We start from the raw sequence: 20,986 nt of genomic DNA, 5'->3' as shown, positions 1-20,986 counted from the left end.
GGAATTGACCGGACTATTTCTTACCGGGGGGATTTCTAGCGGGAGTAATGGCTATTCCGAGTGATTCCGTTTAATAAATCGACGTCATCGGTCATTGTGTTGCAACTCAAATAACGAGCTGGAGACGAAGAGCGATGACAGCAATAAATAATGATTCTAAGCCGGTAACGCAATCGGCCCATTGTTTATCCTTGGAGGATAGCCTGGTGTTGGCTGTACCTGATGATCAGGCGCTGGCGTTGACGTTTCGCTCTGTTTATTCGGGTAAAAACGTCGTAATTACTCAACCTTCACTGTTTATTTGCAACAACCCCGACAAGATTGAGGGAGATAAAACTCACTGGTTTTTACACAGTATCACGTTAGCCAACCTCACTGAGACTCTCGCAACGATTGATTCTGCATTGGGTAAATCATTTTTGGATACTGGAGAAAAAGCATCTGTAGCGGCACGTCCGTGGCCAGAGGTGATTTCCATCGATACAACAAATTGTACGACCAAAATGTCAGTAAATAATACAGTGATTGATTTAATTCTGCGTAACCAAATGGAATTCAATACTTGGTGCGATCTATTAAGGAAATATGAAGCCTACGGAATGATGTGCTTTCTATTATCGTCTTCGGAACAAAAAGATAATGTCAGTATTAATTATTTAAGTCAGCGATATGGCGTCTCTGCGGCCTATTTCAGGCAATTGTATAGAGAGAATTTTAAGGCAACAGCCAAGAAAAAAATGATGAGTGTGCGTATGGCATCTGCCGTATTACAACTTATCGAAAGTGAAGGTTCAATCCTTGATGTGGGCCTTGACGCCGGATATTGCTCAGCTTCGCATTTTACTAATGATCTCAAGAAAGAGTTGGGGTTAACACCCTCAGAAATAAGACGTTTGGAGTCTATTTTATATGAAAGTTAAATTTAGAGGAGTGATCTATTTCTCACTCTTTTTGTTAGCGGGCAATATGAGTCATCTTAATGCAGAGGTAATCACGGCATTACCCGTTGGGCAGGAAAAAGTGAATGACTCCTTTGTCGCTAATAATGTCATGGTCGGTAAGCTGTTTGATGCCGTAGCCGAGCGGCTGGATAAGCCGATTATTCTCAGTAAGTTGGCGGCACAAAAGCGTGTTACCGGGAACTTTAATCTGGCGAATGCTGATGAGATGTTTAAAGCATTGTCCCGACGTATGGCACTGGTGTGGTACGACGATGGCGCTGGAATTTATGTTTATGACAACAGTGAGATGCGCAGTGCCATTGTTCACACCCAGGCTGCTGGCAGTGGGCAGGTGCTTAATTATATTCAGAAAACCGGAATTTATGATAAGCGTTTTCCAGTGCGTACCCAAGGCGATAACCGTTTACTGTTTGTCTCAGGGCCACCGCTTTATGTGGAGTTGATTAGTGCCGCTGCGGCGTATCTTGATGAGCGCATTAAGCAAGAGGATTTGGCCAGCGGCGGTGAAGTCGCGGTGATCCCGCTAAAACACTCATCAGTTACTGACCGTACCTATAACCAACGTGGGCAGAGCATTACTATTCCCGGCATGTTAACGGCACTGAATGCGCTGTTCAAAGACAACAATGGTACGGCGGAAAGTACCTTGACGATACAGCCGAGAGAAGGGGAACCCAATATTGAGTCAGGGTTTCCAGTACCACCATCAGTTACCGGGCCACTCAGTAGTGCAGTGAAGCCCGCGACTTACTCTAAACGTAGCAGCCCGTTTTCACTGGTGGCGTATCCCGACAGCAATAGTTTGGTAGTGAAAGGCAGTGCAGAACAGATTCGCTATGTCCGTCAGTTAGTACATACCCTAGATAACAGTCGTAGCCAAGTGGAGCTATCACTGTGGATTATCGATGTGACGCAAAGCAAAGTGGACGATCTGGGGGTGCGCTGGGAGGCGGGGAATATCGGTGTGGCTGGCGGCTCAGTCACCTTTAACCGCAGTACGTTAAGTGATAGCAAAACGTTTCTGGCTCAGATAGACGCTATCAGTAAAACCGGTAATGCCCGCATTGTGTCTCGCCCGGTCATCTTGACACAGGAGAATGTTCCCGCGCTATTTGATAACAACACCAGCTTTTATGCTCGGGTGGAGGGGGATCGGGTCGCGACACTAGAACAGGTGACCTATGGCACCATGATCAGTGTACTGCCGTGCCTCTCCGGGGGGAGCGGTGTTGAAATGGAAGTCAATATTGAAGACGGTGGATTAAATCGCGATAACACCGGTAAGGTTGCTGATATCGGTGGGCTGCCGGAAGTTAATCGCACCAACATTAATACTGTAGCCCGCATCGGTCGCGACAAAAGTCTGCTGATTGGTGGATATACCCGAGATCAAGTTGAAGAGGGTGAAACGCGTATTCCTCTGTTAAGCGATATTCCATTGCTGGGTAACTTATTTAAGTATCGTTCGCATAACCAGCAGAAAATGATCCGTATCTTCCTGATTCAGCCACGTTTGCTGGATGAAAATGAAGCCTGGGATGGTCGCCAGTTCTCTGATAATGAACGTTTGACCCGACACGATGGCCAGTTACGTGGCACCGTTGAGTTTCTGAAAAAGTATGCGAGTCAGCCGTGGCAATAGGGCCTGTTGGCGGTAACTCACGCTTTTTAGTGGGGCAACGTGACAAAAGTACCTCGGCAGCACAGGCCAATGATGATGCTGACGAAGCGGCGCGTGGGCAGGGAGTCATTGATAACAGTAGCGAATATGCCTCGATGTCTATGTTGGCGGCCAGCCATGTGCGCCGCCGAGGGCCGACGACTGATCACAAAGAAGAATGGATGCGTTTTTCTGAACGTATTCTGGATAGTGAGGCGGATGAAAAAATCCTGCGAGTTGAGGGTGCGCTTAACGGCAAGTTGATGACGCCACAGCAGCTACGCACTTTTTTGCTCCAGTATTTTACTGATACCAGCGATATGCTGATGGCGTTGGCTGCATTGATTCACCGCAGCCGCTTAAAGCGTAAGCAGCTCGAACAACTGGAGGCATTACGCGAGCAGCTAGAGGCGGAAGACCTCGATCGCCGTGCCCAGGCCGGTATCAATATTGCTCTGGTGGCAAAAGCATTTGCGCAGAAAATGCAGCAATCGGCGGGCAATTTGAGAATGCTGTATCGAGAGTTTCTCAGCTATGACGGCCCGGCAGTTTATCTCTATGAGCAATGGGTAGAGGAGCTGGTGGCCCACGAGCGTGAAAATATCATATGTTACCTGGCACGAGCCTTAGCTTGTGACTTACAAGTATTACCGTTGGGGAGCATTAATGTCAGTGAATTTGGTGCTCTGTTTAATCGTATCAGTCGATTAAGAGAGATGCAGTCACTGGAAGGAATCTTCCGCCAACGCTTTGCGCAGACTGATTTTTCCTTTATTGGTTTGAGCGATGAGAAACTGCTCAGCAAATTATTTACCAGTGGCATTCGTGGTCAAGAGAGTTTTAACGATAACTTGCTCACATTTTATTCACAGCAACTTGGTGCATTAAGCACGGATATGCGCGCACGTTTTTTGCAGATTTTAATTATTGCCTTTTCCGTATTGCCGATAGGTATTTTCCCATCGTTAGAAGAGCGCGAGCATCTTATTGACGGATTGAAGGAAAGTATGAGCCATCTTATGGATCAAGAGTTTGCTATGGCTCGACGGGTATTAAATGACAAAGAAGAGAATATTCCATGAATAAGATTAGCGGGCTATTATTAAATATTCGCAATCGTCCTGAATTATTAGTATTGGTCATCATGGTCATGGTCATTGCCATGTTGATTATACCGTTACCGACGATTTTAGTAGATCTGTTGATTGGCCTGAATATTATGATTTCAGTGCTAATTTTTATGGGATCTTTTTATATTACCAGAGCACTGGACTTTCGTTCATTTCCCTCAATTTTATTGATTACAACCTTATTCCGATTAGCGTTATCGATCAGTACCAGTCGCCTTATCTTACTGGAAGCTGATGCCGGCGACATTATAGCCACCTTTGGCGAGTTTGTTATTCAGGATAACTTGGTGGTTGGGATGGTGGTATTTGCCATCGTAACTATCGTGCAGTTTATTGTTATTACCAAAGGCTCAGAACGTATTGCTGAAGTGGCTGCACGTTTCTCACTCGATGCCATGCCGGGTAAACAGATGAGCATTGATGCTGATCTGCGTGCCGGTGTGATCGATGAGGAAACAGTAAAACAGAAACGCAGTGATATGGAAAATGAGAGCCAACTGTACGGTTCTTTTGATGGTGCGATGAAATTCATTAAAGGCGATGCTATCGCTGGGATTATCATTATTTTTGTCAATCTGATTGGTGGTATCTCCGTCGGAATGGCGCAATTAGGCATGGATATGTCTACGGCACTGAATACTTTTACCTTGCTGACCATTGGTGATGGCTTGGTAGCGCAAATTCCAGCGCTGCTTATTTCCATTAGTGCGGGCTTTATTGTGACTCGCGTGGGCGGCAATGATAAAAACCTCGGTGAAAATATTGTCTCTGAGTTATTTGCCAAGGATTTCACTATCTTGGTTACCGCTATTATCGTCTGTAGTATCGGTTTCCTGCCAGGGTTTCCTACATCCATTTTCTTATTCTTATCCGGTTTAATGGTGGCGCTGTTGTGGTATCGCCATCATCAGAAGCGCAAGGATAAAAAACGTGTCTCCGGTGAAGAACAGAGTGACGCTGAAGTCAGCTCTGAAGTGGCGGAAGGCGAAACGCGACGAGAAAGTCAGGTATCCGAAGATGAATATGTACCGGAAACGCTGCCCATTATTATTTCGGTGAGCCAGGTACATAAGTCATTGCTAGAGGAAAATAGTTTTCTCTCACGTATTAAGAAAGATATTTTTGTGCGCTATGGCTACCGTATTCCTGATATTGCTATTAACTATTCGTCGGTGGTGCCAAACGACAAAATTATTGTTCTGATTAATGAAATTCGTGCGGGAGATTATAACATTTGCTTTGGTGGTTTACGTCTTCTTACTATAAATGATGAGCTGGAATATCTGGGGCTGGATTTAACCCGTTTTACTGATGATCATGGTGCCATCAGTACCTGGATTGCCAGTAAACATAAGGAAGAGATTAAACAACTAGGCTTAATGGTGCGTGATGATATTAGCGAAATTATCGACTGTATCGGAACTTTATTATTGCATCATATTAATGAGTTCTTCGGGATTCAGGAAACTAAAAATCTGCTCGACGATCTGGAAAAGAAATACCCTGAATTATTAAAAGAGTGTTATCGCCACGCGACGGTACAAAAGATTACTGAAGTATTTCAACGTCTGCTGATGGAAAAAATCTCCATCCGTAATATGAAACTGATTTTGGAAACTCTTGTGCAGTGGGTGCCAAAAGAGAAGGACAGCATGATGCTGGTGGAATATGTACGTGGTGCGATGGCCCGTTATATCTCATCTCGTTTTGCGACCGACGGTCGATTGAATGTCCTGATGATTAATGATCAATTTGAAGACATGGTTCGCCAAGGGATTCGTCAGGCTTCTGGCGGTGGTTTCCTCAGCCTTGCGCCAGAAAAAACCGATGACATTATTCAGGCATTCGCTCAGGCAGTGGAAAACAGTTATCTCTCTGTTCGAGATATGAATGTACTGGTGCCTGTAGATATTCGTCGTTTTGTGAAAAAAATTCTTGAAAGTCGTTTTCCTGAACTGGAGGTGCTCTCATTTAACGAGATCTCCGAGACAGTGAAAGTGAATGTAATTAAAACCGTGTAAGGAGAACTACCATGAAATACCGTTTTGTTGATGCATTGAATTCTTTTTTATCCACCGAAGGGCGTCAGGATCTCATTAACTCGCAACTCGACTGTCATTCAACTATTCAGTTAGAGCTGAATGAGGCACCACCTATTAATGTTGATCTGTTAACTAACGATATTATTTTATGGAGCAACTTGTCTGAATGCCAAATGGGGCATCTTGAAGCGCTTGGCCACACATTATTGAGTGAATTGCTGGAATATACCCCACGTAATTTTCAAATCGGGCAGCCCGCATTGAGTTTCATGGATAACACTTTGGTGCTTTCCGCCGTGATGCGTGAGGAAGCGATGAATGATTCACAGTTATTTGCTGACAGTCTAAATGAGTTTTATGAGCGCAGTCATCGACTAACCACGCTGCTGACTGCCTGATTTATGAATCTCTTTGATATCTGCGCGCACCCATCGCGTATCCACGGTTGCTTGATTGAGGCTCCGCTACACGGAGTCTTTATTGGCGAAATTTGTCTGATCGAGCGTGATTTGTGTCAGCCGGAAGTGATTGCTAAAGCTCAGGTGGTGGGTTTTAGGGGAGGGCTTACCATTCTCAGTCTGATCGGGCGAGCACAAGGGCTGACGCGTGAAGTGGTGATCCGTCCCACAGGCCAACCTTTTGTCTTTGTGATGGGAGAGCACTTGGCGGGCAAAATTTACAATGCCGCAGGAGAAGAAGTGGGGGTGCTGAGCAATGTTACTGCATCGTCAGAACCACCACTCACTACTCTGTGTCGAGTTGATAGCCCACCAGTCAGCGTCAATTTACGCCGCCCGGTTACTACTCCGCTGGTGACCGGGGTCAGAGCTATTGATGGCTTGCTCACCTGTGGTCAGGGGCAGCGTATGGGGATTTTTGCAGCGGCGGGTAGCGGCAAAACCTCCCTGATGAGCATGATAATGAACCATGCGGTGGCCGATATTTGTGTCATTGCGCTAATTGGCGAACGTGGCCGTGAGGTGACGGAATTCATTCATGAATTGCAGGCTTCCCCGCGTGCAGCGCAAACCATTTTGGTGTACGCCACGTCAGACAGCCCTGCGGTTGAGCGTTGTAATGCGGCTCTACTGGCGACGGCGATGGCGGAATATTTTCGCGATCAGGGCAAAGATGTGCTGCTGTTTGTCGATTCCATGACCCGGTACGCCCGCGCCTTGCGAGATGTGGCATTGGCGGCGGGGGAACTTCCAGCACGGCGCGGTTATCCGGCATCGGTCTTCGAGCAACTTCCACTGTTACTGGAACGGCCCGGCGCATTGCTGAAGGGTTCTATTACGGCTTTTTATACCGTACTGCTGGAGAGCGAAGAAGAATCCGATCCGATTGGTGATGAGATTCGCTCGATAATCGATGGCCACATCTACCTTAGCGCACAACTTGCCGGGCGCGGTCACTACCCAGCGATTGATGTTCTACACAGTATCAGTCGTGTTTTCTCAAAGGTTACCACACCACAACATCGTCAGGATGCGGCCAAAACGCGCGATATGCTCGCACGACTGGCACAAATTCAGCTCTATCTCGATCTTGGGGAGTACCAGCGCGGTGAGAATACCGACAACGACCATGCATTGGACAACAGAGAAGTGATCGAGTCTTTCTTGCAGCAGCAGATGGAAGAACCCGGCGAATTTTTAGCTACTCTCAATCAACTCAGTGAGTTGGCAGACTGATGGTAAAGAATCTGCTGAGCCTCACACAACGGCGGCTGGAGCGGATCAAACATGATCAGCAGATGTTACGGCGCTCAATCTTGGCGCTACAGCAGCAGCAGCATGATATCCGCACGCGCATCCAGGTTATGGAAACTCAAAGCAGCCTGTATGACCAGGCTGCGGAACTAACCCGTGAAGCTTTCTTTGAACGCCAGCGTCATAAGGCGACCTTATTGTCTGAAATTGCCCGTCAGTTATATGACTTGGAAAATGTCCAGACGGAACAGAAGGCGCAAGAGCAGAGGCAAAGGCAGATGCAGCGCCAATTACGAGATACCAACAATCGGTGCGAGAAATTCCGAACTTATCTGAAGCGGGAAAGTACCAGAAGACGTTTAAATAGAGAGCTTCAACAGCAATACGAAATTGAGGAATTATCAACATATGGTGGCGATAAAACAGGTAGCGAATAACGCCCTTCCTGATATCCGAAAAGATGAACCTGCCGCTGTATCCCGGCCAGAAACATTGCGTGGCGATAATGGGCAGGCAGTGAAATCAGTTCAGCAGGAGGCGCAAAAAAAAAATGGCGGAGTTGCTGGCTAAAGCAAAGCTGCGCAAAAAGCAGGGCGAGGAGCAGTTATCGGCCTCCCAGTTTACGCCGATGATGACAACAAAAAGTATGCCGTTAAGTAAACAGATGGCGTTACCGAATATTGCGCAACAACCAGACGCGATGCCAGTACAAAAACAGGGTGTTTGGGTGCCAGCACATAAGGGGGCAGAACGGCCACCGGTTTTAGAGGAAACGCGAACAAAACCTGTTGTGGATAAAGCGAGTGGTGCGGTGGCGACAGAAGTATTGACCAAACTGACAGAAACATTGACGCAGTCGCATGTTGTCCCGAGAGGTAACGGCGAGCAGCCACAGCCTCGTTTGGTTTCAGCAAGCAGAGAGAAGCCGGAGATGTCGACAGTCTCTGCCGCTTCTGTTCCAGGGGCGGGGCAGAAAGAAGAGATGTCTTACACCTCTGTTTCGCAGGAGATGCCTCGTTTTGCAGTTGAACAGCCGATGGTGGCCTCATCTGAGTCTGCACCTGAATTAACATCTTCTTTGCCGCTGGCGGAGAAAAAGGAAAGCACGCTAAACGATAACCGAACACAAGTGCTGACTACGCCGCAATGGGCGACTCAGGCAGCCACCATCACTCAGCCTGATGAGGTGAAAACAGCGCCTTCGGCATTGACGGCGGCGTTACCTGAGTCTGCCGCGCCAGAGGGTGATGCGATCGCAGGGCGTCGAACCTTGAGTTACACCTTTACTCAGTGGAAAAACAGCCCGGTGGTGACATTTGAATTATCCAAAGCGGGCGAACTGACCGCCATGACCAACAGTGCTGAAGTTCAGCAGACTTTAGAGAGTCATCACCATTTATTGGAGTCGGAGAATCCGCTGCATTTTCGCGATGAGCGCCATGATGAAGAACGCCGTGGTCAGCAACAGTCAGAGCAGGAGGATGAAACATAATTATGCTGAATATCCGTCGACTCAGTACGCGTCAGGTTCAGGTTACGCGCTGGCAGCAGCGCTATCAACCAGACAGAAACGCCATCACTCCCCAAGCGGGAGAGCGTTATTTCCGACTGGAACTGAGCAGTGTCACTGAAAACATTTCAGCACTGGTTGCGGTTGAAGATTGGTGCCGCTTCTGCTGGCCCGAACTGAACAGTTGTGCCTGGCAGGGGCTGGATAACCAAAGCCTGGTTGACATTTTTACTCAAGAAAACAGTAAGCGTACTTTTTTCTCTGACACATTTCGCATAGCAAGTTTTGGGATTGTCGATGGTGAAGAGGTCAATCAGCCTTGGTTAACCGTGGTAGAACCCACGCTGGGTACGGTACTAACAGCTTCTCCTTTCAGCCAACTTACGGCACTGCCCGCCGGGCAGCAGGTATGGAAAGGTGTCACTCAGCAGATTGACTGGGTGTTGGGATACAGCCACATCAGCGCCGGATTATTACAATCATTAGCGTTGCGCGATGTGCTCCGTATCCAACAGTTGCAATTGCACTTAATAGTAACGGGCCGCCCGGTGGCCCGCTTTCAAAAACAGCAAGAGGGCGCGTTCGTGATAGAAGAGAATATTGACAATATAGAGGAAGTGGAAGAAACGGTACCCACACTAGATGAGGTGCTGCCTGAAAACTTACCAAGTCACTTCGATGTGAGCAAACTGACCGTGAAGTTGACCTTTGTACTGGGCCACAGTGAGATTCCGCTGGAAGAGTTGGCGCATATCCAGCCAGGAGCGGTGTACTCACTGGGGGCGGATAAAGACCGGGAAGTGAAGGTTTACGCCAATAAACAATTGGTGGCTGAAGGGGAGTTGGTCTATATCGGTGATGACGAAGAACTGGGTCTGGAGGTCACAAGGTTGGCGTGCCAGGGCAGCCTGGAGGCATAAGTATTATGCCAACGATACCAGGGGATATCCCGTTACTGGCGATTATCGCATTTTCGACGTTACTGCCTTTTATCATCGCGGCGGGAACCTGTTACCTGAAAATCTCAATCGTACTCATCATGGTGCGCAACGCTATGGGGGTGCAACAGGTACCATCCAGCCTGACGCTCAACGGGATCGCACTATTATTGTCACTGTTTGTAATGATGCCAGTGATCCAGGATGTAAATCAATATATGCGCACCGAACAGGTTGATTTCAGCAATGTTGATTCGGTGGATAACTTCGTCGAAGGCGGACTGGGGAGTTACAAAGCCTACTTAAAGAAGTACTCCGATCCAGAATTGCTCAATTTTTTCGAGTCGTTGCAACAAGGGCGTAGTGAAGAACAGGCGATGGACGAGGCAGATACTCGTGAGCCAACACTGTTTTCCCTACTACCGGCTTACGCGCTGAGTGAAATTAAATCGGCGTTTGAAATTGGGTTTTATATTTATCTGCCCTTTGTGGTGATAGACCTGATTATCTCCAGCATTCTGCTTGCATTGGGGATGATGATGATGAGTCCGGTGACTATTTCTGTTCCGGTAAAACTGATCTTGTTCGTGGCAATCGACGGTTGGTCGCTGATTTCTAAGGGGCTGATTATGCAATACATGGAGCTGGCACAGCATTAGCCAGGTAACAAACTTATGGAAGAAATTATTTACGCCAGTAATAAAGCCATGCTTCTCATTGTGCTGCTGTCGGCGATTCCGGTGATGGTAGCGACGGCCGTGGGCCTGCTCATCGGGCTGATTCAGACCGTGACCCAGCTACAAGAGCAGACACTGCCTTTTGGTATCAAATTACTCGCGGTATTTGGCACGCTCTTTATGATTTCAGGTTGGTTGTCGGACAAGATAATGAACTACGCCACAGAAGTGCTGGCCATCGCGTTATCGCCAGCAGGAGTGGGGTGATGAATCAGGATATGCTGACTTTTTATGTATCGCTCTATTCTACATTTCAGACTGGGCTGATGAAGTTAGCGTTGGCTTGGGTGCGGATTGCGCCGGTATTCTTTTTCTTGCCTTTTCTCAGTAGCAAGTTACTTAACAGCGGCATGATCAAAAACTGTGTTGCCATCTTTCTGGCTCTGGGGCTGTGGCCTTTTTTCTCCGCCCGTGAAATTAACTGGGAAGAGACCAGCCTTGGCGAAATAATTATTTATGAACTGGCAATCGGTTTGGTATTGGCTTTTATCCTGAGCCTGCCGTTTCTTATTGCAAATATTATCGGTGAACTGATCGATAACCAGCGTGGAGCGACCATTAGCGATACCATCGACCCTGCTAATGGTGTGGAATCCTCAGAGATGTCGGTGTTAGTTAGCCATATTGTAGTCATGATTTTCCTGGCGCAGGGGGGGATGTATCAATTGGCGCAGACCCTTGCCGAGAGTTACCGACTGCTGCCGTTTGCGGGTGGATTCACTCATTTTGACAGCCTGCCATTGGGGCGTTGGCTTAACCAGTTAGTGGTGCAGGGCATTATATTAGCCGCCCCTATTCTGGTGACGTTATTTATTACTGAGGTAGCGCTTGGGCTATATTCCCGTTTTTGCCCGCAGCTTAATGCCTTTTCATTATCATTAACAATTAAATCTGTTGTTGCATTTATGGTCTTCCTGCTCTATTTCCAGAATGAGGTTCCCTCTATTCTGGCTAATATGATCTCCTTGAGTCCGTTGCACGACATCTTTGGTGTGACGCAGTAATAATCGTGGGGAGACGTTATGGCTGAAAAAACAGAGAAGCCCACAGACAAAAAGATTCGTGACTCGGCGAAGAAAGGGCAAAGTTTTAAAAGTAAGGATATGGTTGCCGCAGTGGTGCTGGTTGCCGGGGCTTTTGCAGTATCGGGTTTTTCCAGTTTGATGGGCTTGGGCAGTTTACTGCAAAAGATTTTGCTCTCACCCTCAGCAATTGGTGTCGAGGCATTACTGGATAAGCTTTACAGCTTGTTTTTATTGGCGGTTGTCCCAGTACTGTTGGCCTGTTTTTTACCGGGTGCCATTATTTCGTTGCTACAGAGCCGCTTTCGTTTAGCGACTGAAGCATTAAAAATTGACTTTTCTCACTTAAATCCGATTTCTGGATTTAAAAAGATCTTTTCACTGCGCTCATTAAAAGAGTTGGTGAAAGCGTTTCTTTATTTATTAGTGTTCGGTGCTTCGGCGGCGTTATTCTTTATTTTCTGGCGGCAAGAGATATTTATGCTCTACCGTACGACAATTAATGGGATGATCGGCCAGTGGGGGCACTTGTGTATTACTTTTATTATCGTTTTTTTGGCTGTGGCATTGTTGATTTTGTTAATTGATACCTTGACTGAGTTTTTCCTGTTTATGAAAGATTTGAAAATGGAAAAACAAGAAGTGAAAAAGGAACACAAAGATAACGATGGCGATCCGCATATTAAGAGTGCCCGTAGAGGGTTGCATCAGGAATTATTGTCAGAAGAGGTGAAAGCGAATGTTCGTGACTCAACCTTTATTATGGCGAACCCCACGCATATCGCGATGGCAATCTATTTTAATACGGATATTGCACCGCTGCCATTTATTATGATGAAAACTAAGGGGTCACAGGCAAAAGCAGTGGTTGCCTATGCCGAAAGCCAGGGTGTACCGGTGGTGAGGGATATTCCTTTAGCACGCCAGCTATGGCGACATTATCGCAAAGACAGCTTTATTGATGAGCAGGGGCTGGATGATGTGATGCATGTCATTAACTGGCTGATACGGGTGGAGTTGGAAAAAATGGGCATTGATGTGGATGCCGCGCTGGAGCTGCTTGAGGAAAACAGCGCTGCCAGTAAGCAGGCACAGCAAGAAACTAACGGCAGTACACCAAGTTAGATTGAATCGCTTTTTATAAGAACCAACCGTTCTAACTATTTATGATGCAAACATCAGCATTGCATCATATTCAAATATTATTAATTAGGAAAATATATGAACAAGAAACATGATGCAGAACAAAATCAGACAGAAAATATGGATATTGTTTTTGATGAACTTTGCCAGGCATTAATGGATGGAACCAGTTATAAAGATATTCATGGTATCCCACAAAATACTATGGACGGACTTTATGCTTATGCCTATGAGTTTTATCAACAAGGTAAATTGAGTGAAGCCGAAACGTTTTTCCGTTTCCTCAGTATTTATGATTTTTATAATACTGATTATGTTATGGGGCTGGCAGCGGTTTACCAGCTGACAAAACGTTATGAAAAAGCGGCAGAACTTTATTCACTGGCTTTTGTTTTGGCAAAAGATGATTACCGCCCATTATTCCATGCCGGACAATGTAATTTAATGCTGAAAAAAAGTAGTGCTGCGTTGCATTGTTTTGAAAGTACCTTTAATAAGAGTAATGATTCGGAGTTACAACAAAAATCCTCCGTATATCTAACCGCATTAAAGAAAAACCTGACAGAGAATGAGCCAGCAGAAGAATAACTCTGATTGAATAAGGTAAATATATAATATGGCCGATATAACGCAGATTAACAGTGATCGAATTAATAATATTCGCGCCTTTACTCAAGGCGTGAATATTAATGCGATACGTAATGATAGCACCAAAAATCTTCTGGCACTGGAGGATGCTTGCCGCGAGCTGGCTTCCACTGAACAAGAGCGGCGTTCTGCCAAAGAGGGCGCGCCACGACTTACGGCACCTAAGATGACCTTGGCGCAGGCTAAAGCTGAGGCTTCAACTTATCAGCAGCCAGCAGAAGAAGCAGGTGCCTCCGCTGCTGCGGGTGCCGCAGGGATGCTTGGCTCAGAGGCAAGCAGCAAGGCTTCTGGCTTTAATGCTACAGCATCGCTGATAGGCTCAATAGCAACACTGCGCCAGATATTAAGTAGTGGCAATCTGGCAGAGTTGCGCGGTCGTCTACAAGTGATTAACGCCGAATCCTCTGCCCTGCGCGCACAGGGAGAGGTGCTGTTGTCGGCACTGGAAAGCAGTACCAATGAGTTACAAATTGCCACCGATAAGGTTGAAAAAGGCAATCAGGCCTGGCAACAAAGCAAAGAGACGGTGACAGAGCTGAAGCAGCAGCAGCAAGGCATGAAAACACAACTTGTTAGCGCTGAAGATAAATTAAGCAAAACTCAGCAGAAGTTGGCTCAGGCTACGTCGGAACTGAAGGCACTTCCTACACCACCGCAAACCCCGGCCCAGCAGGCGCAATTTGAGTCGCTGACGGCTGAGATAACCTTACTGAGCAGCGGACAACGTACATTACAAACAACAGTCACGCAGGTGTCCAATAGCCTCACGGCACTGAATGGTAAGCTGAGCCTGGCCGAATCTGACACAGCGCAGCTTCAGGATAGTTATGAGCAGGCCCTGCTGCAGTCGACGGTTGTCGGGCTAAAGACAGACAATAATCGAAAAGAAATCAATAACTTTATTGAAAATGCGCCCCGACCGCCAGAAGTTGACGGTGAGCGTTGGGAGAGTTCACTGGCGCTACTGACGCTGTTGACCGCGCAACTGAAGAAGGCGTTGAACGACGACTCAATTAAAAATATGCGTCAACAGCAGGAAGTGATGGCAACCATCAATGAAGCCACACGTAAAGATTCAGAGAAAAAAGCTAAAGAAGCAGAAGAGGCTCGGGCCAAAGCTGAGGAAGGAAATAAAGCGGCTTCTTGTGCCAGTAAGATTTTTGGTTACATCATGCTGGCAGTGTCAGTTGTGGCAACCATCGCCTCCTTTGGCACTGCCGGGCCGCTGATGTTGGCTGTCGCTGCGATTGGTATTGCCATGACGGTGGCCGATATCGTGCTGGAAGAGACTGGCCAAAGTAGTCTGATGCAGATGCTATCCACAGAAATCTCCAAGGGTATTACCAACATGCTGATTGCCTGTGGTGTACCGGCAGAAAAGGCTAAAGAGATTGGCGGCATTATAGGAATGGTATTGGCGGCCATTGTGTTCCTCGCGATTTCTCTATTTTCGATGTCATCTTTTGCCAAAAATATAGGTCAGACCGTGACCAATGTCGCGAAAAATGTCGGCAAACAAGTGGCTGGTCTGATGAAAAGCGCAGTGAAAGCGCTGCCGCGTGATTTCATCAATGCCGCAGGAAAAATGGGGAGCAAGGTGGCTAACCTCAGCAAGCCATTGACGAATATGGCTGGCAAAGCCGGCAACATGGTTAAAGTCAGTGATGTAACCGCACGTAAAATAGAAATAGGCCTTAACAGTACCAATATGGTGCTTGGGGTGACCAATGCGGCGGTCAGTGGCGGGCTGAGTGTACATGCCAACTCTTTTATCCGCGATATGAAAGAGATGCTGGCGGGCATGATGCTGAACACTGCTTTTATCCAGGCGCTCGATGAATTATTAAAGGCGTTAATTAAGTCAATGTCTAAAAGCCATGAACAGCTCAATGAGATGTTTGAGGGCATGATGGCAGCATTAAATGAATCCGGCGCGGCGAAAGCCAATATGATGAAAAGCAGCAGCTTTGTTTAATTTTAGGAGAAACTATTTATGAATGTACAAATTAATAACCCAACTCTACATCGTTCTGCCATCAATATTGAGCCGAATCAAGAACTGCTGTCGCTGTTACAGGGACCAGAGCAAAATGCTACCGGCAAGCTGGCCCTGCAAGATGTCGAGATGGCAACCAGAGAATTTGGCAGTGCTGGTGGTAAACCGCAATTGCCGCTTCCTACTGTGGCGATAAATCTTGACCAGATGTCGACACAGATTGGTGAACTGCTTACGGATGTAAAAACCAGTCGTTCGGATAATTCTTCCGTACTATCGCGACAGCAACAAGTACTGACGGCGGTGCTGCAACGAGAAAACGCTAAAGTCGATATGAGTGCCAGTGACCGCATCCAGTTTGATGCACTGGTAGCAGATCCTGAGCAACAGCGTCAGTTGGCGGTATTTGCTCAGGCGATGCTGGCCGATTTCTTACAAGAAGAAGTCAAAAAAGTCGGCACCGGACAGGAGGGGGGGATCAATAAAATTGAATCTGCGGACTCGGCAAAACAACTCAAATTTATCGGTATCCAGTCTAGCGACATGATGCACTTTTTGCTGAGTATGCTACGTCAGGTAATGGCTGAACTGAATATCGCTGAGCGTAATATTCATAGCATGTTCAATACGTTGAATGCTGAGATGACTCAGATGGCCGCGGATTCAACTATTCGTGAAGGCAAAGAGATTTACCGAAGTGCCGTCATCGGTTTCTGTACCAGCTTTGGGGTTACTCTGGCAGGATCTGCCGTGCAGACTGGGATCACCGTTAAGCAACATCAGGCAGTTAATAAACATCTGAAGCCCGCCAATCAGCACCATGCAAATGCAAATGAACTCAAACTTGCGATGCATCAAACTGGCGCGTCAGCCAAGAGTACCGTCAGCCACACTGGCGCGGATGGGAAAACCTTGACACAAGTTGCGACACCGAGCAAAACCGAACAGGCGCGATTTAAGCAGCAACAGCAGCAAAGAGTGAATGAAGCAGAGAGCGCGGGTGATTTGCAGCGACAGAAATTTGATCAGAAAAACGCTGACCTTAGCACTGCAAAAAGTGTGGCGGATCAAAGCACGCGCTTGTCAGATAACATGGGGCAGATGGCCAGTGCTTCTAATACGCAGGAAGTCAAACGGGCTGAAGCGGATAAAATGATGGAGAGTTCCGCGTCAGATGCGGCCCGTGGTGTTGCTAATGATAAAGACAAACAGATTGATAAGTTATTGCAGGATCTGAAAGAGATTCTGGGGATTTTGAGTGGCCTGGTTAATGATACCGGATCTACCCTTCGCAACATTGTTATGCGGGGTTAAGGAGGAATTAATATGGGACTTGATATTTCATCCATGCAACATACTGCGGAACCCTGGCTCGCTATGAACAGTATGGGGGCTAGTGCCCCCGAAACGAGCACCCAGGAGATACCCGTGAAAGATATGAACCTCTCTGCCTTGTATCAACTTGGGGACGATCCTTATACACAAGCACAACAGATTATAGACAGCAATCCTAAAGCGTTCACCCTCCCAGAGTCACCTAAGTTACCGACAGATATGGAAATGAAGGCGCGGGAGATCATCCGCATGGGAAAAATGAGTAGCGACGGCTACCAAGCTAAGCTTAGAGAGTTTGCCGCGCAAATGAAACAGGCTGAGGCAAAAGGATTGAGCGCCAAGAAAAATGATCAAGGGACGCCAGCCCATATCAAGGCGCTGGAAAACATGATTGGCAATATTCATGATAATTATCAGAAGACTTATGCCAAAATTAACCAGAAAGCCGCGGAGTATATGAAAGATGTTAATACTGCGTTGGGGAAAATAAGTGACTTTATCAAAGCCGGTGGTGATGGAAAAATAAATTTCAGACCCAAGGATTTTTTAGAATCACTGGATAAAGTTTTTAAACAATATACAAGCTATGAAATAGGTAATGATTATAAAGCTGCTTATGAAAACTGGTCTCCTGATAATAGTGCCACATTAGCTATTTATACGTTTGAGGGTGATCATAGCACGAAAGATTTCTGGCAAAATAAGCTGGGTGATGGTTTTATTGTAAAGCAGAGTGATGATGGGAAGAATATTCTGGTTCTGCCTAATTTAGACCCTATTAGAAGTATTTATAGCAGCATCGCTCATAGTGAAGCCGATTGGGAGGGGGGGGACACAAGTTCGCAAGCATTTCAGAGTTTGCAAGCCTCTATCGATAGCCAGAAAAATACCGTCAATAGCAGTGTGTCACAATTGCTAGAGCGATTTCGTCAGGATAATAGTACCTTTGAAACCTTTATTCAGTTGCTGGTGCAAATGACGAAAGATTTACACCAATATAATCTAGGTTATATACAATAAATAAATGGTGGCAGGGTTTATGGCCTGCTACTTATTCAGGCAGCGTGACGCAAATCCGTAATAATATAATCGTCTTAAAATATTTAGACAGCGGTATGCCGCAGAGTGCTGGATATTTTTTTTGAAACCGGTGCGCACTGTTGTATTGCAAATTTTTTAAACTGTTTATAAAAGGTAGGTTATTTATGATTGCGCAGCCGACTTTACAACGCTCTCAATCCTGTATGCCACGAATTGGTCTTGGTAAATCTTCTGCCCCGAATCAGAATACTGTGGCGGGAAACCTCTCTGGGATTTCAGTGACCAATTCACAACCTTGCCCAGTTTCCTTCGAAGAAGGGGGGGTTAGTGGTAGAGTTTTCTATTTCGAATCAAACTCTGTTAATGGTCAACCATTAAGGGAGGTGAATAGTGCCATCCATATAGAGACCTTTTTCAATAGCTTGCAAGAAAAGGGTGTCAAAATCGATAATTTAGATGAATTCACCAAGGTGATGAATCAAGGTGGCGATAGTGGTTTAAAAAAATCAACATTAAAATATGGCACCAAAGTGGCGCTAACATTATTTAATGCTTTGCCTACAGAAAAGCAAAATGATGCATTGATGGATAAGGCACAGAGCTTCTATAATGCGATGGATAAGTTATCCCAAAACCCTGATTCCACCGCAAATAAAAATTCAGCATATAATGCGTTAAAAATATTTACTTCTGATATCTATAACGAGATAGGTTTCTCTGAGAAAACTGGACAAGAAGCTAACTTGGAAAAGTTTTGCTCAGACTATCTTGAACGTTCTGTTTATTCGGATGTTATTGCTAAGCTGGCGAGTGTATTGTCACCTGAGCGTCTGGAAGAGTTAAAAAATAATCCAGAGAAGGTCGTTGAGCATCTTTATGTTGACCAAAATAGATCTAACGACTCTATAATTAAGGAGTTGAAGAAAGAGTTTTTTGGGCACAAAAATACAGGCGATCAAATGGTGGTAATGTCTTCACTGATCCAGGCATTGGAGCAAAAAACGCAAATGATTGCGGGGCTTATTACAAACGCTGAGGCCCAGGATGCATCACCCCCTGCCGAGCTTGCCGCCGACAATGATATAGGGCCGTCACATCCAGTTGATGGTAATAAAGCGGCTAGTCCTGGGCCTGCCGCGTCTAATATTACTAATATTACTAATAATTATTATATTACTTATAATGCGCCGCCACCGACCTCAAATAATGTTTCGACCATTAATATTAATTTGTCAGGCACGACGGCCACCACTAAACCTGAGAATGGCAAGTCGCAGAGTACAGCGACCAATCAAACACAAGCAGATATGGCGCACTCTTCTACTCAATTCGATGTAGTTGATAGCTCGCCAATGCCGTCATCAGAATTTACCACTGGCGGTACGGGTAAGATTGAGCAGGTCAAGCAAGATGCGTCTCAAGTGATTGATACGCAGGGTTTATCCGCAGCAAAAGATATTCCTGTGTCGGATAATACGTTGAACTCAGAAGAGGTGTCGGGAGGCGCTGGCGATACTAAACAGATGCCTCCGGCTAAGCTGGTGACGGGTAAGTCTTATAATGCTCAGGGGACTTTATTCGGTATGGATGCATTGGCACCATCTAATCTACACACAAGTTCTGATGTGATAACGACGTCTGGTGGGCAGGTTTCCGGTCTTGCTGGAAAACAGCGTTATGCGAAAGGAAATGTTGAGGAAAAACAGCCTAATGTAGTCAATAAATTTGGGACTGCATTTCAAGGGATTATGCCACAAAGTTCTGTGGCCACAGCATTACGCGGCGTGGATAAGACTGAGCAGGATGCGCCACAAGTGAGTTATAAAGCGGATTCACTCGTAGCAGTAAAAAAAACTAACTTTATTACTACGCTCGATATTCAAGTGAATTCAGACGGAACATTGCAACAAACTGCGGATGGTATTTATCATGCGGTTCCCGCTATGGTCGAGGCTGAGAGCCAGCTTAATAAGGAGACGGCAAAACCGAACCCTGCGACAACAGCCGCCCCCGATGCGACTAAGATTCAGCAGAATGTGCCGCCCGTGAGTTATAAGGTGGATTTAAACGTACCAGCAAAAAAACTAACTTTATGACTACGCTGGATATTGAATTAAATTCAAACACAACAGCCAATCACGCTGATGGTGTTAATCCAGTGGTTTCCGCGACTAAAGTAACGGCTGACAAGCGTGTTAATCCGTGGGGGGCTGAGTTGAGTACTAATAAGCCAGCACCATCCAAGCTATACACCAGTTCTGATGTGATAACGACTTCTGGTGGGCAGACTCGCGATCCCGCTGGGAAAAAACGTTACCAGTTGGGGGGCTCGTCGCAAAAAAATGTCTCTTCGGTCAATGCGTTTGGTAATCAGTTTGTTGGAGTTGGAAAAAATACTCCGATCCCTGAGTTGACACAATCCTGGAACAATAACAAGGGTGCTAGTGTGGTAATGACTCAAGAGGGGGCAGGGACTCGCGGTCTTACTGAGAAAGATCGATATCGCGCGGGTAAATTCACCAATAGTAGTTCACCCAATAACCCGCAAGAGGCTAAGTGATGCAACCAGAGAACCCTCAAGAATGCTGGCTCAAGTCAGAGTTAACGCAGATTCGCGCCTATGCAGGCGCGATACAAAGTTGGGATTTGCAATCGCGCCTGATTATCGATCTCCACCTAGATTCGCTGGAGATGTTGGAGTTGGTATCCGCAGTGGAAAAATATACGGAACAGCCTCTGGATGATCAAACCTGGATGAAATGGCAGCGAGTACAGGACGTGCTGGATTATTTGCAACAGGTAAGCAGGCCGCAAGTGGCCACACCGTAACGCTTTACAACAGCCAGGGAAGGCTGTTCAGTTATAGTCAGTTGGTCAATACCCTGATGTCACCCAACTGTGGATACGCTAATCTTAATGAAGTAAATAGAACCATAATTAATTATATCATCGGTTATTAATGCCAGCTCAGACCCCGCCAATATAACGCTGGATTAACACCTAAGGAATCAGAGCGTTTGTATTGGGAAAACTTTAAAACCGTGGCCAACTTTTGTTGACCACGTCAGTTTCTGATCAGCGATATGGGCAGGTAACATCAAAAAAACAAT

At 46.3% G+C, this 20,986-nt stretch carries 21 protein-coding genes and 1 pseudogene; all 22 read left to right on the top strand.

All coding sequences use genetic code 11. The features are described 5' to 3' along the window. Nucleotides 1–134: 134 nt before the first annotated feature. Nucleotides 135–920, top strand: a complete 786-nt coding sequence (locus tag AT01_RS09075) for a helix-turn-helix domain-containing protein (protein ID WP_004703637.1) — start codon at nucleotides 135–137, stop codon at nucleotides 918–920. Further along, entirely contained in the window at nucleotides 910–2,604 is a 1,695-nt protein-coding gene (gene sctC / locus AT01_RS09070) for a type III secretion system outer membrane ring subunit SctC (RefSeq protein WP_042546908.1), read from the top strand. Before AT01_RS09075 ends, sctC begins: the two co-directional genes overlap by 11 nt. Next, nucleotides 2,595–3,704 carry a type III secretion system gatekeeper subunit SctW gene (gene sctW, locus AT01_RS09065; protein ID WP_042546907.1) on the top strand — a complete coding sequence of 370 codons (1,110 nt, stop codon included), beginning with the start codon at nucleotides 2,595–2,597 and terminating at the stop codon, nucleotides 3,702–3,704. Before sctC ends, sctW begins: the two co-directional genes overlap by 10 nt. Then, the gene (locus AT01_RS09060; RefSeq protein ID WP_042546906.1) at nucleotides 3,701–5,773 is read left to right on the top strand and encodes an EscV/YscV/HrcV family type III secretion system export apparatus protein; all 2,073 of its coding nucleotides are present in this window, start codon (nucleotides 3,701–3,703) and stop codon (nucleotides 5,771–5,773) included. Before sctW ends, AT01_RS09060 begins: the two co-directional genes overlap by 4 nt. Nucleotides 5,774–5,784: 11 nt before the next feature. After that, a complete protein-coding gene (locus tag AT01_RS09055; protein WP_042546905.1) occupies nucleotides 5,785–6,192 on the top strand; it encodes an InvB/SpaK family type III secretion system chaperone in 408 nt (135 codons plus the stop codon). 3 nt (nucleotides 6,193–6,195) lie between these two features. After that, nucleotides 6,196–7,488: a type III secretion system ATPase SctN gene (gene sctN, locus AT01_RS09050; RefSeq protein ID WP_042546904.1), complete on the top strand. Its 1,293-nt coding sequence runs from the start codon at nucleotides 6,196–6,198 to the stop codon at nucleotides 7,486–7,488. Beyond that, on the top strand, nucleotides 7,488–7,943 hold the full coding sequence (locus AT01_RS09045) for a hypothetical protein (protein ID WP_042546903.1): 456 nt from the start codon (nucleotides 7,488–7,490) through the stop codon (nucleotides 7,941–7,943). The genes sctN and AT01_RS09045 overlap by 1 nt, the downstream gene beginning before the upstream one ends. Beyond that, nucleotides 7,915–8,076, top strand: a complete 162-nt coding sequence (locus tag AT01_RS21960) for a hypothetical protein (protein WP_158503538.1) — start codon at nucleotides 7,915–7,917, stop codon at nucleotides 8,074–8,076. The genes AT01_RS09045 and AT01_RS21960 overlap by 29 nt, the downstream gene beginning before the upstream one ends. Next, nucleotides 8,057–8,998 carry a SpaN/EivJ family type III secretion system needle length determinant gene (locus AT01_RS09040; RefSeq protein WP_144404930.1) on the top strand — a complete coding sequence of 314 codons (942 nt, stop codon included), beginning with the start codon at nucleotides 8,057–8,059 and terminating at the stop codon, nucleotides 8,996–8,998. The genes AT01_RS21960 and AT01_RS09040 overlap by 20 nt, the downstream gene beginning before the upstream one ends. Nucleotides 8,999–9,000: 2 nt before the next feature. Further along, entirely contained in the window at nucleotides 9,001–9,936 is a 936-nt protein-coding gene (locus AT01_RS09035) for a FliM/FliN family flagellar motor switch protein (RefSeq protein WP_042546902.1), read from the top strand. 14 nt (nucleotides 9,937–9,950) lie between these two features. Beyond that, on the top strand, nucleotides 9,951–10,613 hold the full coding sequence (locus AT01_RS09030; RefSeq protein WP_186367104.1) for an EscR/YscR/HrcR family type III secretion system export apparatus protein: 663 nt from the start codon (nucleotides 9,951–9,953) through the stop codon (nucleotides 10,611–10,613). 15 nt (nucleotides 10,614–10,628) lie between these two features. Further along, nucleotides 10,629–10,898, top strand: a complete 270-nt coding sequence (gene sctS / locus AT01_RS09025) for a type III secretion system export apparatus subunit SctS (protein ID WP_042546901.1) — start codon at nucleotides 10,629–10,631, stop codon at nucleotides 10,896–10,898. After that, nucleotides 10,898–11,695 (top strand): type III secretion system export apparatus subunit SctT, encoded by a 798-nt coding sequence (gene sctT / locus AT01_RS09020; protein ID WP_042546900.1) that lies wholly within the window; start codon nucleotides 10,898–10,900, stop codon nucleotides 11,693–11,695. Before sctS ends, sctT begins: the two co-directional genes overlap by 1 nt. An 18-nt stretch (nucleotides 11,696–11,713) precedes the next feature. Beyond that, on the top strand, nucleotides 11,714–12,838 hold the full coding sequence (locus AT01_RS09015; protein ID WP_042546899.1) for an EscU/YscU/HrcU family type III secretion system export apparatus switch protein: 1,125 nt from the start codon (nucleotides 11,714–11,716) through the stop codon (nucleotides 12,836–12,838). Between the two features lie 96 nt (nucleotides 12,839–12,934). Continuing rightward, the gene (sicA, locus tag AT01_RS09010; RefSeq protein ID WP_042546898.1) at nucleotides 12,935–13,444 is read left to right on the top strand and encodes a type III secretion system translocator chaperone SicA; all 510 of its coding nucleotides are present in this window, start codon (nucleotides 12,935–12,937) and stop codon (nucleotides 13,442–13,444) included. A 28-nt stretch (nucleotides 13,445–13,472) separates the two neighbouring features. Continuing rightward, nucleotides 13,473–15,479 (top strand): type III secretion system translocon subunit SctE, encoded by a 2,007-nt coding sequence (sctE, locus tag AT01_RS09005; protein ID WP_042546897.1) that lies wholly within the window; start codon nucleotides 13,473–13,475, stop codon nucleotides 15,477–15,479. 18 nt (nucleotides 15,480–15,497) lie between these two features. After that, on the top strand, nucleotides 15,498–16,814 hold the full coding sequence (locus AT01_RS09000) for an IpaC/SipC family type III secretion system effector (RefSeq protein ID WP_042546896.1): 1,317 nt from the start codon (nucleotides 15,498–15,500) through the stop codon (nucleotides 16,812–16,814). A 12-nt stretch (nucleotides 16,815–16,826) separates the two neighbouring features. Further along, the gene (locus AT01_RS08995) at nucleotides 16,827–17,855 is read left to right on the top strand and encodes an IpaD/SipD/SspD family type III secretion system needle tip protein (RefSeq protein ID WP_042546895.1); all 1,029 of its coding nucleotides are present in this window, start codon (nucleotides 16,827–16,829) and stop codon (nucleotides 17,853–17,855) included. 185 nt (nucleotides 17,856–18,040) lie between these two features. Next, the gene (locus tag AT01_RS08990) at nucleotides 18,041–19,972 is read left to right on the top strand and encodes a hypothetical protein (RefSeq protein WP_042546894.1); all 1,932 of its coding nucleotides are present in this window, start codon (nucleotides 18,041–18,043) and stop codon (nucleotides 19,970–19,972) included. Next, nucleotides 19,969–20,436: a hypothetical protein gene (locus AT01_RS08985; RefSeq protein WP_042546893.1), complete on the top strand. Its 468-nt coding sequence runs from the start codon at nucleotides 19,969–19,971 to the stop codon at nucleotides 20,434–20,436. The genes AT01_RS08990 and AT01_RS08985 overlap by 4 nt, the downstream gene beginning before the upstream one ends. After that, nucleotides 20,436–20,705, top strand: coding sequence for an acyl carrier protein (locus AT01_RS08980; protein ID WP_042546892.1), 270 nt, complete (start codon nucleotides 20,436–20,438; stop codon nucleotides 20,703–20,705). The genes AT01_RS08985 and AT01_RS08980 overlap by 1 nt, the downstream gene beginning before the upstream one ends. A 104-nt stretch (nucleotides 20,706–20,809) precedes the next feature. Next, nucleotides 20,810–20,935: pseudogene (locus tag AT01_RS22570) on the top strand (IS3 family transposase); the annotation flags it as partial. Nucleotides 20,936–20,986: the final 51 nt, after the last annotated feature.

Origin of the sequence: Yersinia aldovae 670-83 (assembly GCF_000834395.1) — a bacterium.
GTDB lineage: Bacteria > Pseudomonadota > Gammaproteobacteria > Enterobacterales > Enterobacteriaceae > Yersinia > Yersinia aldovae.
This window is presented reverse-complemented; position numbering and strand designations above follow the sequence as displayed.